We start from the raw sequence: 16432 nt of genomic DNA, 5'->3' as shown, positions 1-16432 counted from the left end.
AAATATTTTTTGTGTAGTGTTTGTCTCTATATAAAATGTTTTATTACTATTATATTAATACCTTAAAAAATAATGAAATTTCAAAGAGATATACAATTTACGTCGCAACGTTTGCATTTTGAAATAGTGAGTGATCAATATGTACAAGATATCTTTAGAGAACTTACTCCGGAAGTAGCTAAATTCTTACCTTTTGTACCTACCGGAAAAATTGAAGATACTTATGGATTTGTAAGTTATAGTTTAAATCAGTTAAAAAAAGGAGAGGATATAACATTTGTAGTTCTTGATAGAGAAACCAATTCTTTTGTGGGATGCTGCGGTATTCATGAAATTACATCAGAATCTGCCTCTTTGGGTATTTGGTTAAAAGTAAGTGCCTCAGGAAAAGGATTGGGAACTGAATTAATTCAAGCTTTGGAAGACTATGCTAATGAAAGCCTTTCTATTGATTGTCTGATATATAATGTAGACAAAAATAATAAAGGAAGTATTAAGATTGCGGAAAAATTAGGATTTGTATATTACAAAAGCTTTCTAAGGAAAGTAAGTGAAGAAAAAGTTTTAGATATGTTGCAATATGTAAAATCGACTAACTAAATAAGAATATTTTGCCAGCTAACAACATGACTAATGAGAATGTTTTTTATCGTGAATTGACTATAGGGGATGTCCCTTGGCAAGATTTGACACATTGGAATGGCAAAGCAGATGATATTCCTTCATTATTAAAAATTATAGAAGAAGATGGAACCATTATAGGCAGGATGGCTCTTCTGACACTGGCAGGCTGTATTGAGAAAGATCAAAAAATAATTGTAATAACTCCTATAATTCTAATCTTTTTATGCAGGCTATTGATTGTAAAATCAGCTAATCAGGATTTAATACTGCGTATCTTATTAAAAGTTTCTCAAGCCTTGGCAGGCAGGTGGAGTCTATATTATAATCAACAGGATTGTTTATTTAATACTATTGACATTTTATGGAAAGAACCGACTTTTTTAAATAAGAATAATACAGTAGAAATTGAAGAAGACGAGAACTTGCAAAAATATATCTGGCATTATTGTGTAGATGTATTAAACACTTATAAGCCCATATTTGAAAAAGTAGCAGTAAAAGATGGTATAGAGCAGGGTATTATCTTTGAAATATTGACTATTGTTAAGATGGTAAAGCCTCAAAAGAGAAAAATATTTGGAAAAAACAGAAGCTGGCAATCATTCCGATTAATTTTTACTCCAATTACAGAGGAACATCAGACTGATTTGATGAAAAATCTAACACGAGACGTAACCAGATATCTCAGCTTTGATTTGATTCCCAATCCGTTGTTTATAAAACTATATGTTCAGAGTTCAGAAACAGAATATGCTCGGGGCGCTGCAATTGTTTTAGCTATAAAAGATAAAAAAACAAATGAGTTTTTAGGAAGCTGCGGAATACATGATATCAATGAAGAATCAGCTGAATTAGGTTTGTGGTTAAAAAGTGAAGCTCAAGGGAAAGGATTAGGAGTAGAAATAGTGCATACTTTACTAAAAATAGCCAAAGATGAATGCAAGGTGAAATGTGCTGTTTATAGCGTAGAAAAAGACAATTCTGCAAGTCACGTAATTGCTGAAAAAGTTGGTTTTAAAAAAGATTTTGAATTTATCTTGGAACCTACAGCGATAAAAAACAGAATGAGAGAAATGGTTCAATACAAATTAGAATTGGTTTAAAATAAACAAAAGACTACTGGGGTGCCGCCAATAGCCTTTCTATATTATTAAATCGCTTTCAGTATGGTAAGTTTTTTATTTAGAATTTGTAACGGATAGCCAATCCTAAATCAGCATAAAGCCCGTCCCTATAGCTGTCATTGAGGTAAAGTTCAGGACGCAAATCCAAAGAAATCTGCAATGGAATATCAAATGTATATTCAATACCTATATTTCCGGTTAGTAATCCATAAGTTCCACTATCAGAATATCTTTCGCCATGGTGAGTTTCTCTGTAATTCCAAGTTCCGATAGCAGCTCCGGCTCCGGCAAACCAGTTAAAATTACCTTCTATATTCCAAACCCATTCATAAAGTCCGGTTACTTTTAAAGCATCCACGTGTTTGTTATTTCTCCATCCAAGATTTAATTCTAAGCGATTGTTTTGCTTTAAATTTCTTTGATAAGAAATTTCGGTTCCCAAACCGTGATTTCCTCCGAATCTCAATCCAAGCGCATTTTTGGGCCCTCCTGTTTGTGCCTGACCTGTGACAACAATACCGAATAATATTCCGGCTGAAAGCAATAATTTTTTCATCTCTAATTTTATTTGTTTATAGCAAAATTACTATAATATATTTAATATAAAAGGCTAATTTTGATTTGGTTTTTAATCTCAACTTTCCTAAAAAACGTTTATATCTGAAAAATAGATTATTAACTTTTTTGTTTAATTACAAACGATTTATTTTAAGACCAGAATAGTAATGGCGTTGCAAAACCGGCTTTTAAAAAATATACTATTGATAAATTAAAAAAACAAATAAATTCAAATTGTTTATATTTGCTTTTGGTTCGAAAAATAAAATTGAATTTTGAGATGAAATTATTAGAAGGAAAAGTAGCAATAATTACCGGTGCCACAAGAGGAATTGGCAGAGGAGTAGCAATGGCTTTTGCAGATCAGGGAGCTCATGTAGCCTTTACATACAGTTCTTCAGTTCAGGCTGCGGAAGAGTTGATACAGGAACTGAAAGCAAAAGGCATAAAAGTAAAAGGGTATCAATCCAATGCGGCAGACTTTAATGCCGCTGAACAATTAGTAGATGAAATTTTAAAAGATTTTAATACTATTGATGTTTTAGTCAATAATGCGGGAATTACTAAAGATAATTTATTAATGCGTATGTCAGAAGCTGATTTTGACCAAGTTATTGAAATTAATTTAAAGTCTGTGTTTAATATGACTAAAGCTGTACAACGAACAATGTTGAAGAATAGAAAAGGATCTATTATCAATATGAGTTCTGTTGTTGGTATTAAAGGAAATGCCGGACAAGCTAATTATGCTGCTTCTAAAGCCGGTGTCGTTGGATTTTCCAAGTCTGTTGCTTTAGAATTAGGATCCAGAAATATCCGTTGCAATGTAATTGCTCCGGGATTTATTGAAACAGAAATGACAGCTAAATTAGCAGAAGATGTGGTAAAAGGATGGAGAGAAGCTATTCCTTTAAAAAGAGGTGGAACACCTGAAGACGTTGCAAATGCTTGTGTATTTTTAGCTAGTGATATGTCTGGCTATATAACAGGTCAAGTTTTGAATGTTGATGGAGGAATGTTGACTTAAAAATAAAAACAATACTTAATCATTAAAAATGCCATAGCATAAAAACTATGGCATTTTTGTATTGTGTGAACTATTGTTCTTCTTCTATACTTTGTTTGTTTTCATTTATTATTTTCAATTCTTCTGATTCTGATAAATTATCCTCTAGATCAGTTTTATGTACTGATTTATCAGGAATAATAAAATGATTTTTCTTTGATTTATATAGTGGTATTAAATAAGATACAGAATAATTAAATCCCACTCCAATACTACCACTGTGTTTTTTGTTAAATCCAGGAATAAATAAATTCTCAAAATCATCAGGCTGTTTTTGAGTAATTAATCCGTTTAGCCTCATACTGAAACCTACAAATACATTATTAAAAACGCGTGTTTTTAAACCAACAACAAATTCTAGCCAATGAGCAGATAAACCGCTGTATTTTTTATCAACATATACCTTGCTTGTTTCGAAATAAGGATCGGTTGTGTATGGTTTATACCAATTTAGATTTTGAGAAAACGAAGAAAAACCATATCTAAATCCCACATAAATAAGGTCTTCCCTATCCATCCAGTTTTGATGCAAATTAATATCAACGCCTAATTTTAAATAATTTCCATTTGTAGTAAAGTCGTAAATATCTTCATTTTTATTAATTCGGTCATGCCCCAGTTCTGCAGCAAAATATAAGTTATTTGAGAACCTGTAATCTCCTGTTATTTCAAAACCATTATAGGTTTTATCGTATACAGAACGTGTAATCCTAAATAAATCAATACCCAAACGAAGCCCATACCGTTGAGGGTAAATTTTTATTTCCTTTGAATTTTGTTGCTGAGTAGTATTTGGGTTATTTTCTTGTGCTCGTCCATAGAGCACAATTAAAATAAAACAAAAACTAATAATATATTTTGAAATGAGCTTCTTCTTCATTTTCTATTTCGTTGGTTTCGGTTACGTATTGTTTAATCCAGTTACCTGTAGTCGTATTTGATTTTCCATTTAAAAGGGGCGATGTGCCGTCTTGCAGTAAAGAAAAGGTAGAGATGTAGCCACACGCTTTGTTTAAGTAAAAAGTATTAACCCTATATTTTAAAGTTAATGTGTCTCTTAGCTCTATAGTTTCTTGATCTTGAGTAGTTTTGATTAATAAAATCCATGTAGTTTCTTGTTGATCAAGTTTTAGAGGAAGGGAAAGCTGATTACTTGTACTTTGGATAATTTCATCTTCTCTGCCTGCTACATAAGCTTCAACTATACCGTTTTTAGCAATATCCTGATCTTCATAATCATAAAATTCGATTAAATATTTAGGAGTAGTAGATTCTGTAGCTCCACAGATATCATCTTTTTCACAAGCTGTTAGCATTACGACAACAGTCGCAATCATTAATATATAGGTAAATAATATCTTTTTCATAATGTGATTTTCTTTTGGCTTTTGTCAAAAAGTCAAAAGTACTAAATAAATTGAAGTTGATTTGTTATTATTTATAAGACATTTAGTATTTGAATCCAGCTAATTTCTTTCTGCTATATATTTTTTAATTTTTCAATTTTTTGAAAAAATAAATTTTCTAGACGCGGATCTTTTGCGGATAGATAAGCAGCCTTTAAGCTTTCAAGATATTTTTCTAGATCAGTAATCGTACTTCCCGGTGCTAATTGAAAAGGTTCGGATAAATTTTTAGCACGGATAGCCTCAAAAGCCTTTTTAATATAATTCTCCTTGTCCATATCTTACAGCATTACTTCATAACAAAGATTATATTCCTTCCATAGGGATTTCAATATAATAAACTTTGTTTTCTGTTTTTAATTTGGTATTAATCAACCAGGGGTTGTATAATTTTAATAATTTGTAGTTGATTCCTTGTTCTTTGGCAAATAAAGCAAGATCCTCAATGTCATAATCAACCCTTATTTTTTTTGTTTTTACAGGATTATATTTTTCGTAAACCGGAATGTTGAAGCCGTATTTATTAGCGTTATTCATGATTTCTTTTAGGGCTAATATTCGGAAGACATATCTGGAAGTTTCCTGATTTAAAAATAAATCATAATAATTATTTACGTATTGAGAGTCTATGGCACGTGTCATACCAGCTGTTCCTCTGTTGAATGCAGCAGCTACTAATGTCCAATTATTAAACCTATCGTAAGCGTTTTTAAAATATTCACACGCTTTTTCGGTTGCTTTTTCTAAATCATAACGTTCATCAATGTAATCATTTACTGTAAGATTATAATCTTTTGCTGTACCTTTCATAAATTGCCAGAATCCGCTTGCACCAGCGGAAGAAACAGCGTTAGATAACGAGCTTTCAATGACGCAAAGATATTTGAAGTCATCAGGAATACCGTTCTTTTTTAAGATTGGTTCAATAAGCGGAAAATAACGTTCAGCTCTTTTAATCACTAAGATTGTTGAAGAGTGCAGATTTGTATTCACGATTAATTCTCTGTCCAGTCTTTCTTTGACATCTAAAATGTGTACCGGAGTTTTTTCGCCTGCAAAGTTTACATTTGAAGGCAGAGGAAAAAAGTGATCTTTCATTTCAATCGTTTTTTCTGTTTGGTTGTCATTGGTTGATACAGAAAAAATCAAAGTTGAAGCAATAAGGATAATTCCTCCTATTGATAATATTGTTTTTAAATTTCTTTTCATAAACTATTTTAAAATTAAATCTTGTAAATGTTTATTAAACCACTTGTATCTAACAAGAATCATAGCGTGTGTTCCGCCTTTAATTACAATATCAGGTGTTGAAAATTTTAATGGAAAAACAATATCCTTACTTCCTTGTATGTGAATTACGCCTTGTAAGGGCTGATTTCTTTTCCAATTTAAAATTTCTCTAACACACCAATTAATATACTTTTTATTTCTCAGCGATAGATATTTATCGTACAAAGCTAACCTTTTTGCTCTTTTAGGAGAACTAAATTTCAGATACAGTTTAAAAATATTGTTTATTTGCCCTGTGGGGAGCAATTTGTAAAGTTTTGTTTTCTTTAGAAACTTAAAGAGAGGACACAACTCTTGAGCAGAGCGAATACTGGAGATAATAATTGTTTTCTGTACAGTGATTATCTGAGATAGTTCTTGTGCGATAATTCCGCCGAAGGATACACCAATCAAAATAGGATTAGGTTGCGTAATCAAAAGAGAGAGCTTTTGAGCGTATTGTTCCATACTTTCATTACTGTCAACAGGCAACCATTCCAGATAATGCAATTCAAACAAATTATGGTCTAATACAATTCTTTCAAAAATAGAAGAGGTAGAGCACATTCCGGGCATAAAATACACGGGTATTTTGTTCATATTAAATAAATTAACGTTATGGATGAGGTCTGTTTCAAAAAAAATCCCGAACTTCGCTAAATATATATATAAAAACTGACTATAGAATAATGGTTGAGGATTAAATTTATCTTAAATAAAAATGTCTTTTAAAACTATTGTGTTATTGCTAAAAAGAAAATCTTAGTTAGAAGGAAACTAAAAAACAATTATATAATGAAAATTAAGAATAATGAGTTACTGAGACAGTTTGAATATCAAACTGACGATGGTTTGCTTAGTGTTGAGTATTCTCTTCAGGAGAGAAAGATTTTTTTAACAAAATTAAAAGGACTCGAAAATGCAGTTCAAAATCAAGGAGCTGATTTTTTAAAGGCAATTTTAGAAGTGGTGGGAGAAAAAAAATTGAGAGTAGTGCCAACCCACCCGAAAATTGTTTCTTTTTTCAGAAAAAACCCGGTGTACAAAGAGCTTTTACCTCCCGGAATAAGAATTTAATAAATTTTAAATTGCGTTTTAACAATACACAAACAGACAAAAAGTATAAAATCCTGTGAAACACACAGGATTTTTTTCTATTTTATAAAATCAAAACGAACTATCCCGTCATCGTCTATTTTAGTAAGTTTGACAGGGTGCAAGGTGTTTACAAGTTCTGGATTCCAAGGAGCTTTTACTTTGACGTAATTTTCGGTAAAGCCGTGAATGTATCCTTCTTTGTTTTCACCTTCAAACAATATGGTTTTTTCTTTTCCAAGCTGAGATTCGTAAAAAGCCCTGCGCTTTTTGACTGATAATCCGCGCAGCATTTTACTTCTTTTATTTCTTACCTCCATAGGAACAATTCCTTCCATTGTAACTGCTTCGGTATTATCTCTTTCTGAATAGGTGAAAACGTGCAGATAAGAGATGTCTAATTCACTTAAGAAATTATAGGTTTCCAAAAATTTTTCATCTGTTTCTCCTGGAAATCCTACTATCACATCTACGCCAATGCAGCAATCGGGCATTACTTCTTTTATTTTGTTTACTCTTTCAACATATAATTCACGCAAATAACGGCGTTTCATTTTTTTGAGGATTGCATTGCTTCCCGATTGCAGTGGGATATGAAAATGAGGAACGAATGTTTGGCTTTGCGCTACAAAGTCAATGGTTTCATTTTTTAATAAGTTAGGCTCAATAGAGGAAATGCGCAATCGTTCAATTCCTTGTACTTTATCTAGCTCCTGCACTAATTCTAAAAAAGTGTGTTCGTGTTTTTTATTGCCAAATTCACCTTTACCGTAATCGCCGATATTCACTCCGGTTAAAACAATTTCTTTAATATTTTGTGTTGCAATCTCCGAAGCATTTTTTAGTACGTTTTCCATAGTGTCACTACGAGAAATTCCCCGTGCTAGGGGAATTGTACAATAAGTACATTTGTAATCACAGCCGTCTTGTACTTTTAAAAAAGCTCGTGTACGATCTCCAATAGAGTAGCTGCCTACATAAAAATCTGCTTCTTCAATTTCACAAGAATGGATTTGACCCATTTCGTTTTTGGTTAAGTCATTGATGTAGTCGGTAAGTTTAAACTTTTCGGTTGCACCTAAAACTAAATCCACACCGTCAACTGCTGCTAACTCTTCTGGCTTTAATTGAGCATAACAACCTACTGCAGCAACAAATGCTTTGCTATTTTTCTTTTGTGCTTTTTTTACAATTTGCTTAAATTGTTTATCAGCATTATCTGTTACTGAGCAAGTATTTATAACATAGATATCTGCTGTTTCCTCAAAATCTACCCGATCAAAGCCTTCGTTTGCAAAACTACGCGCAATGGTTGAGGTTTCTGCAAAATTTAACTTGCAACCCAAGGTATAAAAGGCTACTTTTTTTCTGTTTTCCATAATAATTAACTACTTTTATAGTAGTAACTTTGAACGCTATGAGGTTCTGTTTATAAAAATAAGGACTGCAAATTTACACACAAAAATCGGTTTGATGAAATCAATAAGAGTTTATATATCAATATTTTGTATTGTTTTAACGATAGGCGGATGTCAAAATAAAGCAATAAAAAACGATGAAGTTCAAATTTTTAGGTATAATGAAAGTGCCAATATTCAAACGTTAGACCCTGCTTTTGCTCGTAATATGGCTATTATATGGCCTTGCAATCAGTTGTTTAATGGCTTGGTTCAATTAGATGATAGTTTGCATATTAAACCAGATATAGCAAAAAAATGGAGGGTTAGTGAAGATGGGAAAGAATATAATTTTACACTGAGAAATGATGTGTATTTTCACAAGCATATCAATTTTGGAAAAGACAGTACTAGAACTGTTGTTGCAGGAGATTTCGAATATAGTTTTAACAGGCTTCTCAGTCCTCAAGTAGCCTCTCCCGGAGCTTGGATTTTACAAAAAGTAGAATCATTTAAAGCATTGAATGATTCTGTATTTCAAATTCGGTTAAAAGAACCTTTTCCTGCTTTTTTGGGTTTGCTTTCTATGCGATATGCATCGGTTTTGCCATCAGAGATTGTAGAAGATCCTTTGCATGTTTTTCGCTCCCATCCGATAGGTACCGGACCGTTTTACTTTAAATTTTGGGAAGAAAATATAAAGCTGGTTTTAAGGAAAAATCTGCTTTATTTTGAAAAAGACGAGGAAGGAGTGCAGTTACCTTATCTGGAATCTGTGGCGATCACTTTTTTACCTGATAAACAGAGTGCTTTTTTACAATTTATACAGGGAAATATAGACTTTATTTCAGGGTTAGATCCTTCTTATAAAGATGATATAATTACAGAAACAGGAGAGTTAAAAGAAAAGTATCTTTCAAAAATTAAGATGATTACGGGTTCTTATTTAAATACGGAATATTTGGGTATTAATTTTGAAGGGGATTCTCCTCTTGGTGATAAACTAGTGAGAAGAGCATTGGATATAGGTTTTGACAGGCAAAAAATGTTGAGGTATTTGCGCAATGGAATGGGGGATGGAAGTGTTGGGGGAATGATTCCAAAAGGATTGAATGGAAATTTTGATGGTTTTAAGCAGTATGATAAAGTTGAAGCACAAAAGTTAGTACAGCAATACAAGGAAAAAACGAATACTAAACAGGTTAACGTAACCCTGTCTATAAATGATTCGTATGCAGATATTGCAGAGTATCTGCAACGTGAATGGCAAAAAATAGGAATTGACGTAACAGTGGATATATCGCCTCCTTCTGCGTTGAGACAAGGAATTGCTTCAGGAAAAGCGGCCTTTTTTAGAGGTAGTTGGATTGCAGATTATCCAGATGCCGAAAATTATTTATCATTATTTTTCTCAAAAAATATTCCTCCTCAAGGACCCAATTATACGCGTTTTTCAAATGCTGAATTTGATAAACTTTATCAATTGTCTTATTCAGAAAATGATTTCGCTAAACGTACAGAACTATATACTCAAATGGATAGTATAATTGCAGATGAGCTCCCGATCATAGTTTTGTTCTACGACAAAGCAATACGATTCTATCAGAAAGATATTACGGGATTAGGAATAAATCCGATGAATAATCTGTTTATAAAAAAGGTTAAAAAAACAAAATAAATACTACAGAGTATTAATGACCTCTTTCCATAAAATGTCATCGGGAGGCGGAGCTACTATAGTAATGACTTCCTGAGTTACAGGATGGTTAAAAATTATTTGTCTGGCGTGTAGGTGAATACCTCCATCTTTATTGCTGCGATCAAAACCATATTTCAAATCACCCTTTATAGGACAGCCGATTGCAGAAAGTTGTGCTCTGATTTGATGGTGTCTTCCAGAGTATAAATCAATTTCCAGAACAGAATAGTGTTTTAATTTTTGAATAACTTTATAACTCAGTTTTGCTTTTTTACTGCCCTTAATTTCTTTTAAAAAAGCTTTTGAAGTGTTGTTTTTAGAATTTCTGATTAAGAAATGTTCCAGAATGTTTTCTTCTTTTTCAGGTGTATTTTTAACCACAGCCCAATACATTTTTTTTGTTTCTCTGTTTTTAAATAAGTTGTTTAGACGAGTTAAAGCTTTAGAGGTTTTGGCAAATAAAACTATTCCGGAAGTAGGGCGGTCTAGTCGATGTACGACTCCTAAAAAAACAGCTCCGGGTTTATTGTATTTATTTTTTAAAAATAGCTTTACTACTTCACTTAAGGGAATATCTCCTGTTCGGTCACCTTGAACAATGTCTCCTACACGCTTATTGACCACAATAAGATGATTATCTTCGTATAAGACATCTAAATTTTTAGGAGTTGAAATAATTTTCATTAGAAAATAATAAATCTAGTAGAGGGGGTAAAAAACTTATAAATTAAACGAAATTAAAAGGAATAAAAATTTCAATTTCGTTTAATTTCCATTATTTAATTAGTATTGTTCGTTTTCGTTAGGAAAATCTACTGCTTTTACGTCTCTGACATATTGAGAAACAGCCTCTTTCATTTGTTCGAAAATGTTCAGGTATCTTCTTAAAAATTTTGGATGGAATTCATGGGTTAGCCCTATCATATCGTGTACGACTAATACCTGACCATCAACACCGTTACCCGCTCCTATACCAATAACAGGAATAGAAATACTTTCAGCTACTTTTTGGGCTAAAGACGCCGGGATTTTTTCTAAAACTAAAGCAAAACACCCTATATCCTCAAGCATTTTTGCATCCTTTATTAATTGTTCTGCTTCTTGATCTTCTTTCGCTCTTACAGTATAAGTTCCGAATTTATAAATAGATTGAGGGGTCAAACCTAAGTGCCCCATTACGGGAACACCTGCTCCTAAAATACGTTTAATACCTTCTTTTATTTCAGCACCGCCTTCCATTTTTACTGCATGAGCACCGCTTTCTTTCATGATGCGGATAGCAGAGCGCAAAGCTTCCTTAGGATCGGATTGATAAGTACCAAATGGTAAGTCTACTACAACCAGTGCTCTGTCTGCTCCGCGAACGACAGATTGTGCATGGTATATCATTTGGTCTAATGTAATAGGAAGTGTAGTTTCGTGTCCTGCCATAACATTACTTGCCGAATCTCCTACAAGCATTACATCAATTCCTCCGGCTTCAAGCACTTTTGCCATGGAATAGTCATAACAAGTCAACATTGAAATCTTTTCTCCGTTAGCTTTCATATCTATCAGAGACTTGGTAGTCACTTTTTTATAATCTTTTTTTGCTACTGACATGGTGTTTGGATTTGTTATTTAATACAAAATTAGATAAAAAGAATGGAAATAAGTGCTTGTTTGATAGAGTAAATTATATAGTATTTGTTTATTATCTTAACAATCAGAGAGATTTACGGCAACAGCTAATCCGCCTTCTGAAGTTTCTTTGTATTTGTTATTCATATCTTGTGCGGTTTGCCACATCGTATTAACTACTTTATCCAATGGTACTTTTACATTCTTAGGATCAGTATCCAATGCTAGCTCAGCGGCATTAATAGCTTTAAGAGCTCCCATAGTGTTGCGTTCTATACATGGGATTTGAACTAATCCTGCAATCGGATCGCAAGTTAATCCTAAATGATGTTCCATAGCTATTTCGGCAGCTATTGTAACTTGGTCAGGGCTTCCTCCCATGAGTTCGCACAAAGCACCCGCAGCCATAGCTGAGGATACGCCGATTTCGGCTTGACAACCGCCCATTGCAGCAGAAATAGTAGCCCCTTTTTTAAAGATACTTCCAATTTCTCCTGCCACCATTAAGAATTGCTTGATTTCTTTATCACCCGCTTTGTGATTTTCAATTACTAAATAATACATTAAAACTGCTGGAATTACTCCTGCACTTCCATTAGTTGGAGCGGTAACTACCCGACCTAATGATGCATTTACCTCATTGACAGCTAAAGCAAAACAGCTTACCCATTTCAATATTTGGCGAAAATAAACTTTAGTTTTTCTAATAGTTTGCAGCCATTCTTGAGCATTTTCATAAGGCAGATCACCTTTTAGGTTTTGATACATATCATAGGCACGGCGACGAACGTTTAGTCCGCCGGGCAGAGTGCCTTCAGTATGACAACCTATATAAATACATTCTAACATAGTATTCCAAATGCGCAATAGCTCATTGTGAATTTCTTCTTCTGAACGCAAAGATTTTTCATTTTCATAAACAATTTCTGAAATCGATTTATTTTCTTGTTTACAAAACATTAATAATTCTGTTGCTTTGTCTATCGGAAAAGGAAAAGAAGCTTTGATTATATCATTTTCAACATTTTCAGCATTTTCTTCTTTAACTACAAACCCTCCACCAATTGAATAAAAAGTGGATTCATAATATTGATTGTTATTGTATTTTGCTGTAAATGTCATCCCATTGGCATGGAATGGCAAAAAGTTTTTGTTGAATACTATATCTTCTTTAGGGCTAAAATTAATTGGTTTTTCTCCTCCCAAATTAAGTTGGTTTGACTCTTTTACTGTATTAATAATTTTGTCGATATTTTCAATAGGTACATATTCTGGATCAGCACCGCTTAATCCAAGCATTACAGCGAGATCTGTAGCATGACCTATGCCAGTTAAAGAAAGTGAACCATATAAATCAACTTTTAAATGAGTTGTAGTTTGAAAAAACTGTAGCTTTTTTAATTCTTTGATAAAAAGCTCTGCTGCTCTCCAAGGTCCTAGCGTGTGTGAACTTGAGGGACCTACTCCAATTTTGAGCATATCAAATACAGAAATGCATTCCATAATGTTGTTTAGATTATTGATAATACGAAGATAATCAAAATATACTGGGGAGCAATTTTGTAGATTACAATTAATATATATAGAAGAAATTATAAAAGCTATATATTTTATTTAGAAATATATAGCTTTTATGTATCAATATCCTTAAAAGTATGATTATTAAAAAACTCTGTAGTTAAAAATCAGAGGTAATAAGTAGTTTAATTTTGTTTGTTTTTATTGATTTCATCTTGTAACTGGCGTCTTATTTTTTGTTCGCGCTCTAAGGATGTTCTTTTGTATTCTTCTAATTCAATTTCTGTTTCCTCTCGTTTTTTTCGAGCATCTTTTGTGTCAGCATAACTCTTTTTAAATTGAAAAAATAGAATTCCTAAAATTAAAAGAAGAGTAATGATGATTGACCATACCAATGTTTTAAAAGTTGTTTTATGTGTGCTGATTCCTATAAAATCAAGATTGTTCTCTCGGTCAAGTGCGGCAGTTAAATCTTTTTGAATAATCTGCAGTTGGTTAGATAAGGAGTCTATTGACTGTTTTTGTTCTATCAAAGAGGTTTTATTCTGACGAATGGTTGTTTGCAAACCGTGTATTGAATCTTTTACATTATGTTGTAACTGTTGTAATTTGTTTTTTTCTACAACTTTATAATTTTGCCAGTTATTAGATTGATTAATAAGGGTGTTAAATTGATTTTCTATAGTATTTGAGTCGCTTTGTGCATAGCTAAACAAATGAAAAGTTAGTAAAGTGGCGGATAAAATAATTGTTTTTTTCATTAATTAATTTTTGAGTATAATTTTCTAATTGCTTATATACATAGTATAAATTTCTCGAAAGATATTAATTATAAATACGCAAAGACATCTGAAAAATTGTATATTAACAAAAAATTAGTATTTTTAAGTGGGATTATAAATTAGTAAAATAAATGCGTCTTTAAAAGATAGAGCCGTGTATTGTTAATTAATAGATAAAATTAAATTTATTATAATATTATGTTTACTCCAATTCCTTTGTTTTTTAATGATTAGGTACATAATATATTTAAAATATGAATAATAAAATAAAAATAGGATTGTTATTATTGGGTATTTCTTTAGGATGTATTATGTTTTTTTTAAAATGGAATCCAAAAAAAGAGCAAGTGCCAATTTGGTCTCAATATATTGCACAGGATAAAGAAATAGACTCACTACTAAAAAGTAACTCATCTTTAGCGGAAATTAAAATAGACAGTTTGTATAAGGAAAGCATTCAAAACAAGGACACGCTAAAGCTTGCTTATGTTTATTACCATAAAATTGTTATGAACCGCAAAAAAATTGAGCTCGACAGTATTTCTTTTTTTTAGAAAAAGCATTTTTATTTGCTCAAAATTATGAAAACGATTATCTGGAAGCAAAACTCAATTATGAAGCGGGCTTATATTATTCCAAAACAAATCAGTATGCTAAAAGTGTAGACTATCTACTAAAGGCGTTGGGAGGGTTTAAAAAATATGATAGGCCGGACGGAGTTGCTTATACTATGAATAGTTTGGGAAGTATTTACTATACGCTTGGAGAAAAAGAAATGGCAGCATCGTATTATGACCAATCTAGTGAGATTTTTTTAAAAAGAAATGACTCCTTGGGACTTGCGGTATATTATGCCAATGTAAACAAAATATTGTTAGAGGAGGGAAAAGATGACTTGGCGAGAACACAATTAAAAAAAGCTGTCCGAATTTTTGAAAAGTACCATAGTTATGAAAATGAAATTATTGCTATAATGTTTTTAGGTGATCTTGAAATTCATGCAGGAAATACAGCCTTTGCCCGAGAATATCTGGATAGAGCCTATAAAAAATCAAAAGATTATTTTAAAAATAAAATTTTTCAGGGACATATTTTATTGCACTACGGGCATTTATATAAAGATCAAAAACAAACCGATAAAGCTATTGAATATTATCACAAAGGAATTAATATAGCAGGAGATGCTCATATAGATCAAATAGCATTAAAACAGCTATCTGATTTATATATTGCCCAAAAAAAATACGAAAAAGGGAATTATTATTTAGCTAAATATTATCAGGTATCGGATAGTTTAAAAGGAGCAACAGTAAAGTCTGAAATAGAAGGAATACGCTGGAATAGCGAGATAAAAGAGCAAAAGTATAAAAATCAATTGCTCAACATTCAGTATGAAATTGAAAAGCAAAAGCGCCTAAATCAAACTAAAACCTCTATAATTATTATTTTCGCTGTTGTTGGGGCTATTGTTGTTGTGAGTTTGTTATACAGAAATAAGAAAAGGGCTTTTTATATCAGTGAGCTTGAAAAAAAAGGATTACTTGAAAAAATAAAATCTGATGAAAAAATAAAAAAAATGCATCAGGAAAAGTATGAATATGAATTAGATAAAAAAAATCAGGAACTAGTAGCTATCAATGTTTTATTATTGTCTAAGAATCAATTTTTGGCAGAAATTGAAAAAGTTTTAGAACACAATAAAAATATTGGAGAAATTGAAAATGAGCTAAAGAAAGCTATTCGCAAGTTAAATATTCAAGAAAAAGGATGGGAACAGTTTAAAAGTGCTTTTGAAAAAGTACATCCTCTTTTTTTTAAAACTATACAAACAGAGTATCCGCAACTTTCTAAAACAGAAATCAGAATTTGTTCTTATATTAAAATTAATATGAGTAATCAGGAGATAGCTGCTTTGTTAAACATAGAATACAGAAGTGTGATTGTAGCTAGAAGCAGAATCCGAAAAAAGCTGAATCTTAAGCAAAATGAGGAACTTGACGAACTTATAAAGTTATGGTAAAACATTACTCTTTATTATTTCGTTTTCAAATAATATTTTTCTTTTTACCTATTAAAAAGACGTTTTTATAAAAAGTAAATATACTCTTGTATAGCTTTTTTTAACACTTTTTTTTGTAGTTATTTGTTACATAGTGTTTTGTGATTTATTAAAAACATATTTTGTATACCATTTGTATACCATGAATATTGGATTAGTATTTTTTAAAAGGAGTAATTGCAAATAGTGTTTTCTAAAAAAACTTAATTGCCACA

18 protein-coding genes are annotated in these 16432 nt (G+C 31.8%); 7 read left to right on the top strand and 11 right to left on the bottom strand.

Going from position 1 to position 16432, the window contains the following annotated elements:
* Window positions 1-72: 72 nt before the first annotated feature.
* Both C8P70_RS02415 and C8P70_RS02410 read left to right on the top strand, forming a co-directional pair.
* Window positions 73-600 carry a GNAT family N-acetyltransferase gene (locus C8P70_RS02415; RefSeq protein ID WP_133711764.1) on the top strand — a complete coding sequence of 176 codons (528 nt, stop codon included), beginning with the start codon at window positions 73-75 and terminating at the stop codon, window positions 598-600.
* Window positions 601-626: 26 nt separating this feature from the next.
* Window positions 627-1727, top strand: a complete 1101-nt coding sequence (locus C8P70_RS02410; protein WP_133711763.1) for a GNAT family N-acetyltransferase — start codon at window positions 627-629, stop codon at window positions 1725-1727.
* A gap of 79 nt (window positions 1728-1806) precedes the next feature.
* On the opposite strand, the gene C8P70_RS02405 is transcribed toward C8P70_RS02410, so the two are convergent.
* Window positions 1807-2304, bottom strand: coding sequence for a hypothetical protein (locus C8P70_RS02405; RefSeq protein WP_133711762.1), 498 nt, complete (start codon window positions 2302-2304; stop codon window positions 1807-1809).
* Window positions 2305-2586: 282 nt separating this feature from the next.
* Between C8P70_RS02405 and fabG the strand changes: the two genes are divergently transcribed.
* Window positions 2587-3333, top strand: a complete 747-nt coding sequence (gene fabG / locus C8P70_RS02400) for a 3-oxoacyl-[acyl-carrier-protein] reductase (protein WP_133711761.1) — start codon at window positions 2587-2589, stop codon at window positions 3331-3333.
* Window positions 3334-3403: 70 nt separating this feature from the next.
* On the opposite strand, the gene C8P70_RS02395 is transcribed toward fabG, so the two are convergent.
* The 5 genes from C8P70_RS02395 to C8P70_RS02375 form a co-directional block, all read right to left on the bottom strand.
* Window positions 3404-4252, bottom strand: a complete 849-nt coding sequence (locus tag C8P70_RS02395) for a DUF6048 family protein (protein WP_133711760.1) — start codon at window positions 4250-4252, stop codon at window positions 3404-3406.
* Window positions 4218-4739: a DUF6452 family protein gene (locus C8P70_RS02390; RefSeq protein WP_133711759.1), complete on the bottom strand. Its 522-nt coding sequence runs from the start codon at window positions 4737-4739 to the stop codon at window positions 4218-4220. Before C8P70_RS02390 ends, C8P70_RS02395 begins: the two co-directional genes overlap by 35 nt.
* A gap of 113 nt (window positions 4740-4852) precedes the next feature.
* Window positions 4853-5056: a DUF6965 family protein gene (locus C8P70_RS02385; RefSeq protein ID WP_133711758.1), complete on the bottom strand. Its 204-nt coding sequence runs from the start codon at window positions 5054-5056 to the stop codon at window positions 4853-4855.
* A 28-nt stretch (window positions 5057-5084) separates the two neighbouring features.
* Window positions 5085-5987, bottom strand: coding sequence for a lytic transglycosylase domain-containing protein (locus C8P70_RS02380; protein ID WP_133711757.1), 903 nt, complete (start codon window positions 5985-5987; stop codon window positions 5085-5087).
* A gap of 3 nt (window positions 5988-5990) precedes the next feature.
* Complete coding sequence (locus C8P70_RS02375; protein ID WP_133711756.1) at window positions 5991-6647, bottom strand: alpha/beta hydrolase; 657 nt, start codon at window positions 6645-6647, stop codon at window positions 5991-5993.
* 195 nt (window positions 6648-6842) lie between these two features.
* Between C8P70_RS02375 and C8P70_RS02370 the strand changes: the two genes are divergently transcribed.
* The gene (locus tag C8P70_RS02370) at window positions 6843-7124 is read left to right on the top strand and encodes a GNAT family N-acetyltransferase (protein ID WP_133711755.1); all 282 of its coding nucleotides are present in this window, start codon (window positions 6843-6845) and stop codon (window positions 7122-7124) included.
* Between the two features lie 77 nt (window positions 7125-7201).
* On the opposite strand, the gene mtaB is transcribed toward C8P70_RS02370, so the two are convergent.
* Window positions 7202-8521: a tRNA (N(6)-L-threonylcarbamoyladenosine(37)-C(2))-methylthiotransferase MtaB gene (gene mtaB, locus C8P70_RS02365; RefSeq protein WP_133711754.1), complete on the bottom strand. Its 1320-nt coding sequence runs from the start codon at window positions 8519-8521 to the stop codon at window positions 7202-7204.
* Window positions 8522-8615: 94 nt separating this feature from the next.
* Here mtaB and C8P70_RS02360 point away from each other — a divergent pair, with 94 nt between their 5' ends.
* A complete protein-coding gene (locus C8P70_RS02360) occupies window positions 8616-10217 on the top strand; it encodes an ABC transporter substrate-binding protein (RefSeq protein ID WP_133711753.1) in 1602 nt (533 codons plus the stop codon).
* 3 nt (window positions 10218-10220) lie between these two features.
* On the opposite strand, the gene C8P70_RS02355 is transcribed toward C8P70_RS02360, so the two are convergent.
* The 4 genes from C8P70_RS02355 to C8P70_RS02340 form a co-directional block, all read right to left on the bottom strand.
* Window positions 10221-10922 carry an RluA family pseudouridine synthase gene (locus tag C8P70_RS02355; RefSeq protein ID WP_133711752.1) on the bottom strand — a complete coding sequence of 234 codons (702 nt, stop codon included), beginning with the start codon at window positions 10920-10922 and terminating at the stop codon, window positions 10221-10223.
* 99 nt (window positions 10923-11021) lie between these two features.
* A complete protein-coding gene (gene panB / locus C8P70_RS02350; RefSeq protein WP_133711751.1) occupies window positions 11022-11840 on the bottom strand; it encodes a 3-methyl-2-oxobutanoate hydroxymethyltransferase in 819 nt (272 codons plus the stop codon).
* A gap of 96 nt (window positions 11841-11936) precedes the next feature.
* Entirely contained in the window at window positions 11937-13361 is a 1425-nt protein-coding gene (locus C8P70_RS02345; protein ID WP_133711750.1) for an L-serine ammonia-lyase, read from the bottom strand.
* 200 nt (window positions 13362-13561) lie between these two features.
* Window positions 13562-14137: a hypothetical protein gene (locus tag C8P70_RS02340; protein WP_133711749.1), complete on the bottom strand. Its 576-nt coding sequence runs from the start codon at window positions 14135-14137 to the stop codon at window positions 13562-13564.
* Window positions 14138-14412: 275 nt separating this feature from the next.
* On the opposite strand from C8P70_RS02340, the gene C8P70_RS02335 reads away from it, so the two are divergent.
* Both C8P70_RS02335 and C8P70_RS02330 read left to right on the top strand, forming a co-directional pair.
* Window positions 14413-14712: a hypothetical protein gene (locus C8P70_RS02335; protein WP_133711748.1), complete on the top strand. Its 300-nt coding sequence runs from the start codon at window positions 14413-14415 to the stop codon at window positions 14710-14712.
* Window positions 14713-14753: 41 nt separating this feature from the next.
* Entirely contained in the window at window positions 14754-16178 is a 1425-nt protein-coding gene (locus tag C8P70_RS02330; protein WP_243832650.1) for a tetratricopeptide repeat protein, read from the top strand.
* The last annotated feature ends 254 nt before the right edge of the window (window positions 16179-16432 follow it).

Origin of the sequence: Myroides indicus (genome assembly GCF_004364575.1) — a bacterium.
Classification (GTDB): Bacteria; Bacteroidota; Bacteroidia; order Flavobacteriales; family Flavobacteriaceae; genus Flavobacterium; species Flavobacterium indicum_A.
This window is presented reverse-complemented; position numbering and strand designations above follow the sequence as displayed.

What these genes read in the sequence shown, in the direction of transcription:
- C8P70_RS02415 (WP_133711764.1), top strand. Translation starts at nt 73, where the DNA reads ATGAAATTTCAAAGAGATATACAATTTACGTCGCAACGTTTGCATTTT.
- C8P70_RS02410 (WP_133711763.1), top strand. Translation starts at nt 627, where the DNA reads ATGACTAATGAGAATGTTTTTTATCGTGAATTGACTATAGGGGATGTC.
- C8P70_RS02405 (WP_133711762.1), bottom strand. Translation starts at nt 2,304, where the DNA reads ATGAAAAAATTATTGCTTTCAGCCGGAATATTATTCGGTATTGTTGTC.
- fabG (WP_133711761.1), top strand. Translation starts at nt 2,587, where the DNA reads ATGAAATTATTAGAAGGAAAAGTAGCAATAATTACCGGTGCCACAAGA.
- C8P70_RS02395 (WP_133711760.1), bottom strand. Translation starts at nt 4,252, where the DNA reads ATGAAGAAGAAGCTCATTTCAAAATATATTATTAGTTTTTGTTTTATT.
- C8P70_RS02390 (WP_133711759.1), bottom strand. Translation starts at nt 4,739, where the DNA reads ATGAAAAAGATATTATTTACCTATATATTAATGATTGCGACTGTTGTC.
- C8P70_RS02385 (WP_133711758.1), bottom strand. Translation starts at nt 5,056, where the DNA reads ATGGACAAGGAGAATTATATTAAAAAGGCTTTTGAGGCTATCCGTGCT.
- C8P70_RS02380 (WP_133711757.1), bottom strand. Translation starts at nt 5,987, where the DNA reads ATGAAAAGAAATTTAAAAACAATATTATCAATAGGAGGAATTATCCTT.
- C8P70_RS02375 (WP_133711756.1), bottom strand. Translation starts at nt 6,647, where the DNA reads ATGAACAAAATACCCGTGTATTTTATGCCCGGAATGTGCTCTACCTCT.
- C8P70_RS02370 (WP_133711755.1), top strand. Translation starts at nt 6,843, where the DNA reads ATGAAAATTAAGAATAATGAGTTACTGAGACAGTTTGAATATCAAACT.
- mtaB (WP_133711754.1), bottom strand. Translation starts at nt 8,521, where the DNA reads ATGGAAAACAGAAAAAAAGTAGCCTTTTATACCTTGGGTTGCAAGTTA.
- C8P70_RS02360 (WP_133711753.1), top strand. Translation starts at nt 8,616, where the DNA reads ATGAAATCAATAAGAGTTTATATATCAATATTTTGTATTGTTTTAACG.
- C8P70_RS02355 (WP_133711752.1), bottom strand. Translation starts at nt 10,922, where the DNA reads ATGAAAATTATTTCAACTCCTAAAAATTTAGATGTCTTATACGAAGAT.
- panB (WP_133711751.1), bottom strand. Translation starts at nt 11,840, where the DNA reads ATGTCAGTAGCAAAAAAAGATTATAAAAAAGTGACTACCAAGTCTCTG.
- C8P70_RS02345 (WP_133711750.1), bottom strand. Translation starts at nt 13,361, where the DNA reads ATGGAATGCATTTCTGTATTTGATATGCTCAAAATTGGAGTAGGTCCC.
- C8P70_RS02340 (WP_133711749.1), bottom strand. Translation starts at nt 14,137, where the DNA reads ATGAAAAAAACAATTATTTTATCCGCCACTTTACTAACTTTTCATTTG.
- C8P70_RS02335 (WP_133711748.1), top strand. Translation starts at nt 14,413, where the DNA reads ATGAATAATAAAATAAAAATAGGATTGTTATTATTGGGTATTTCTTTA.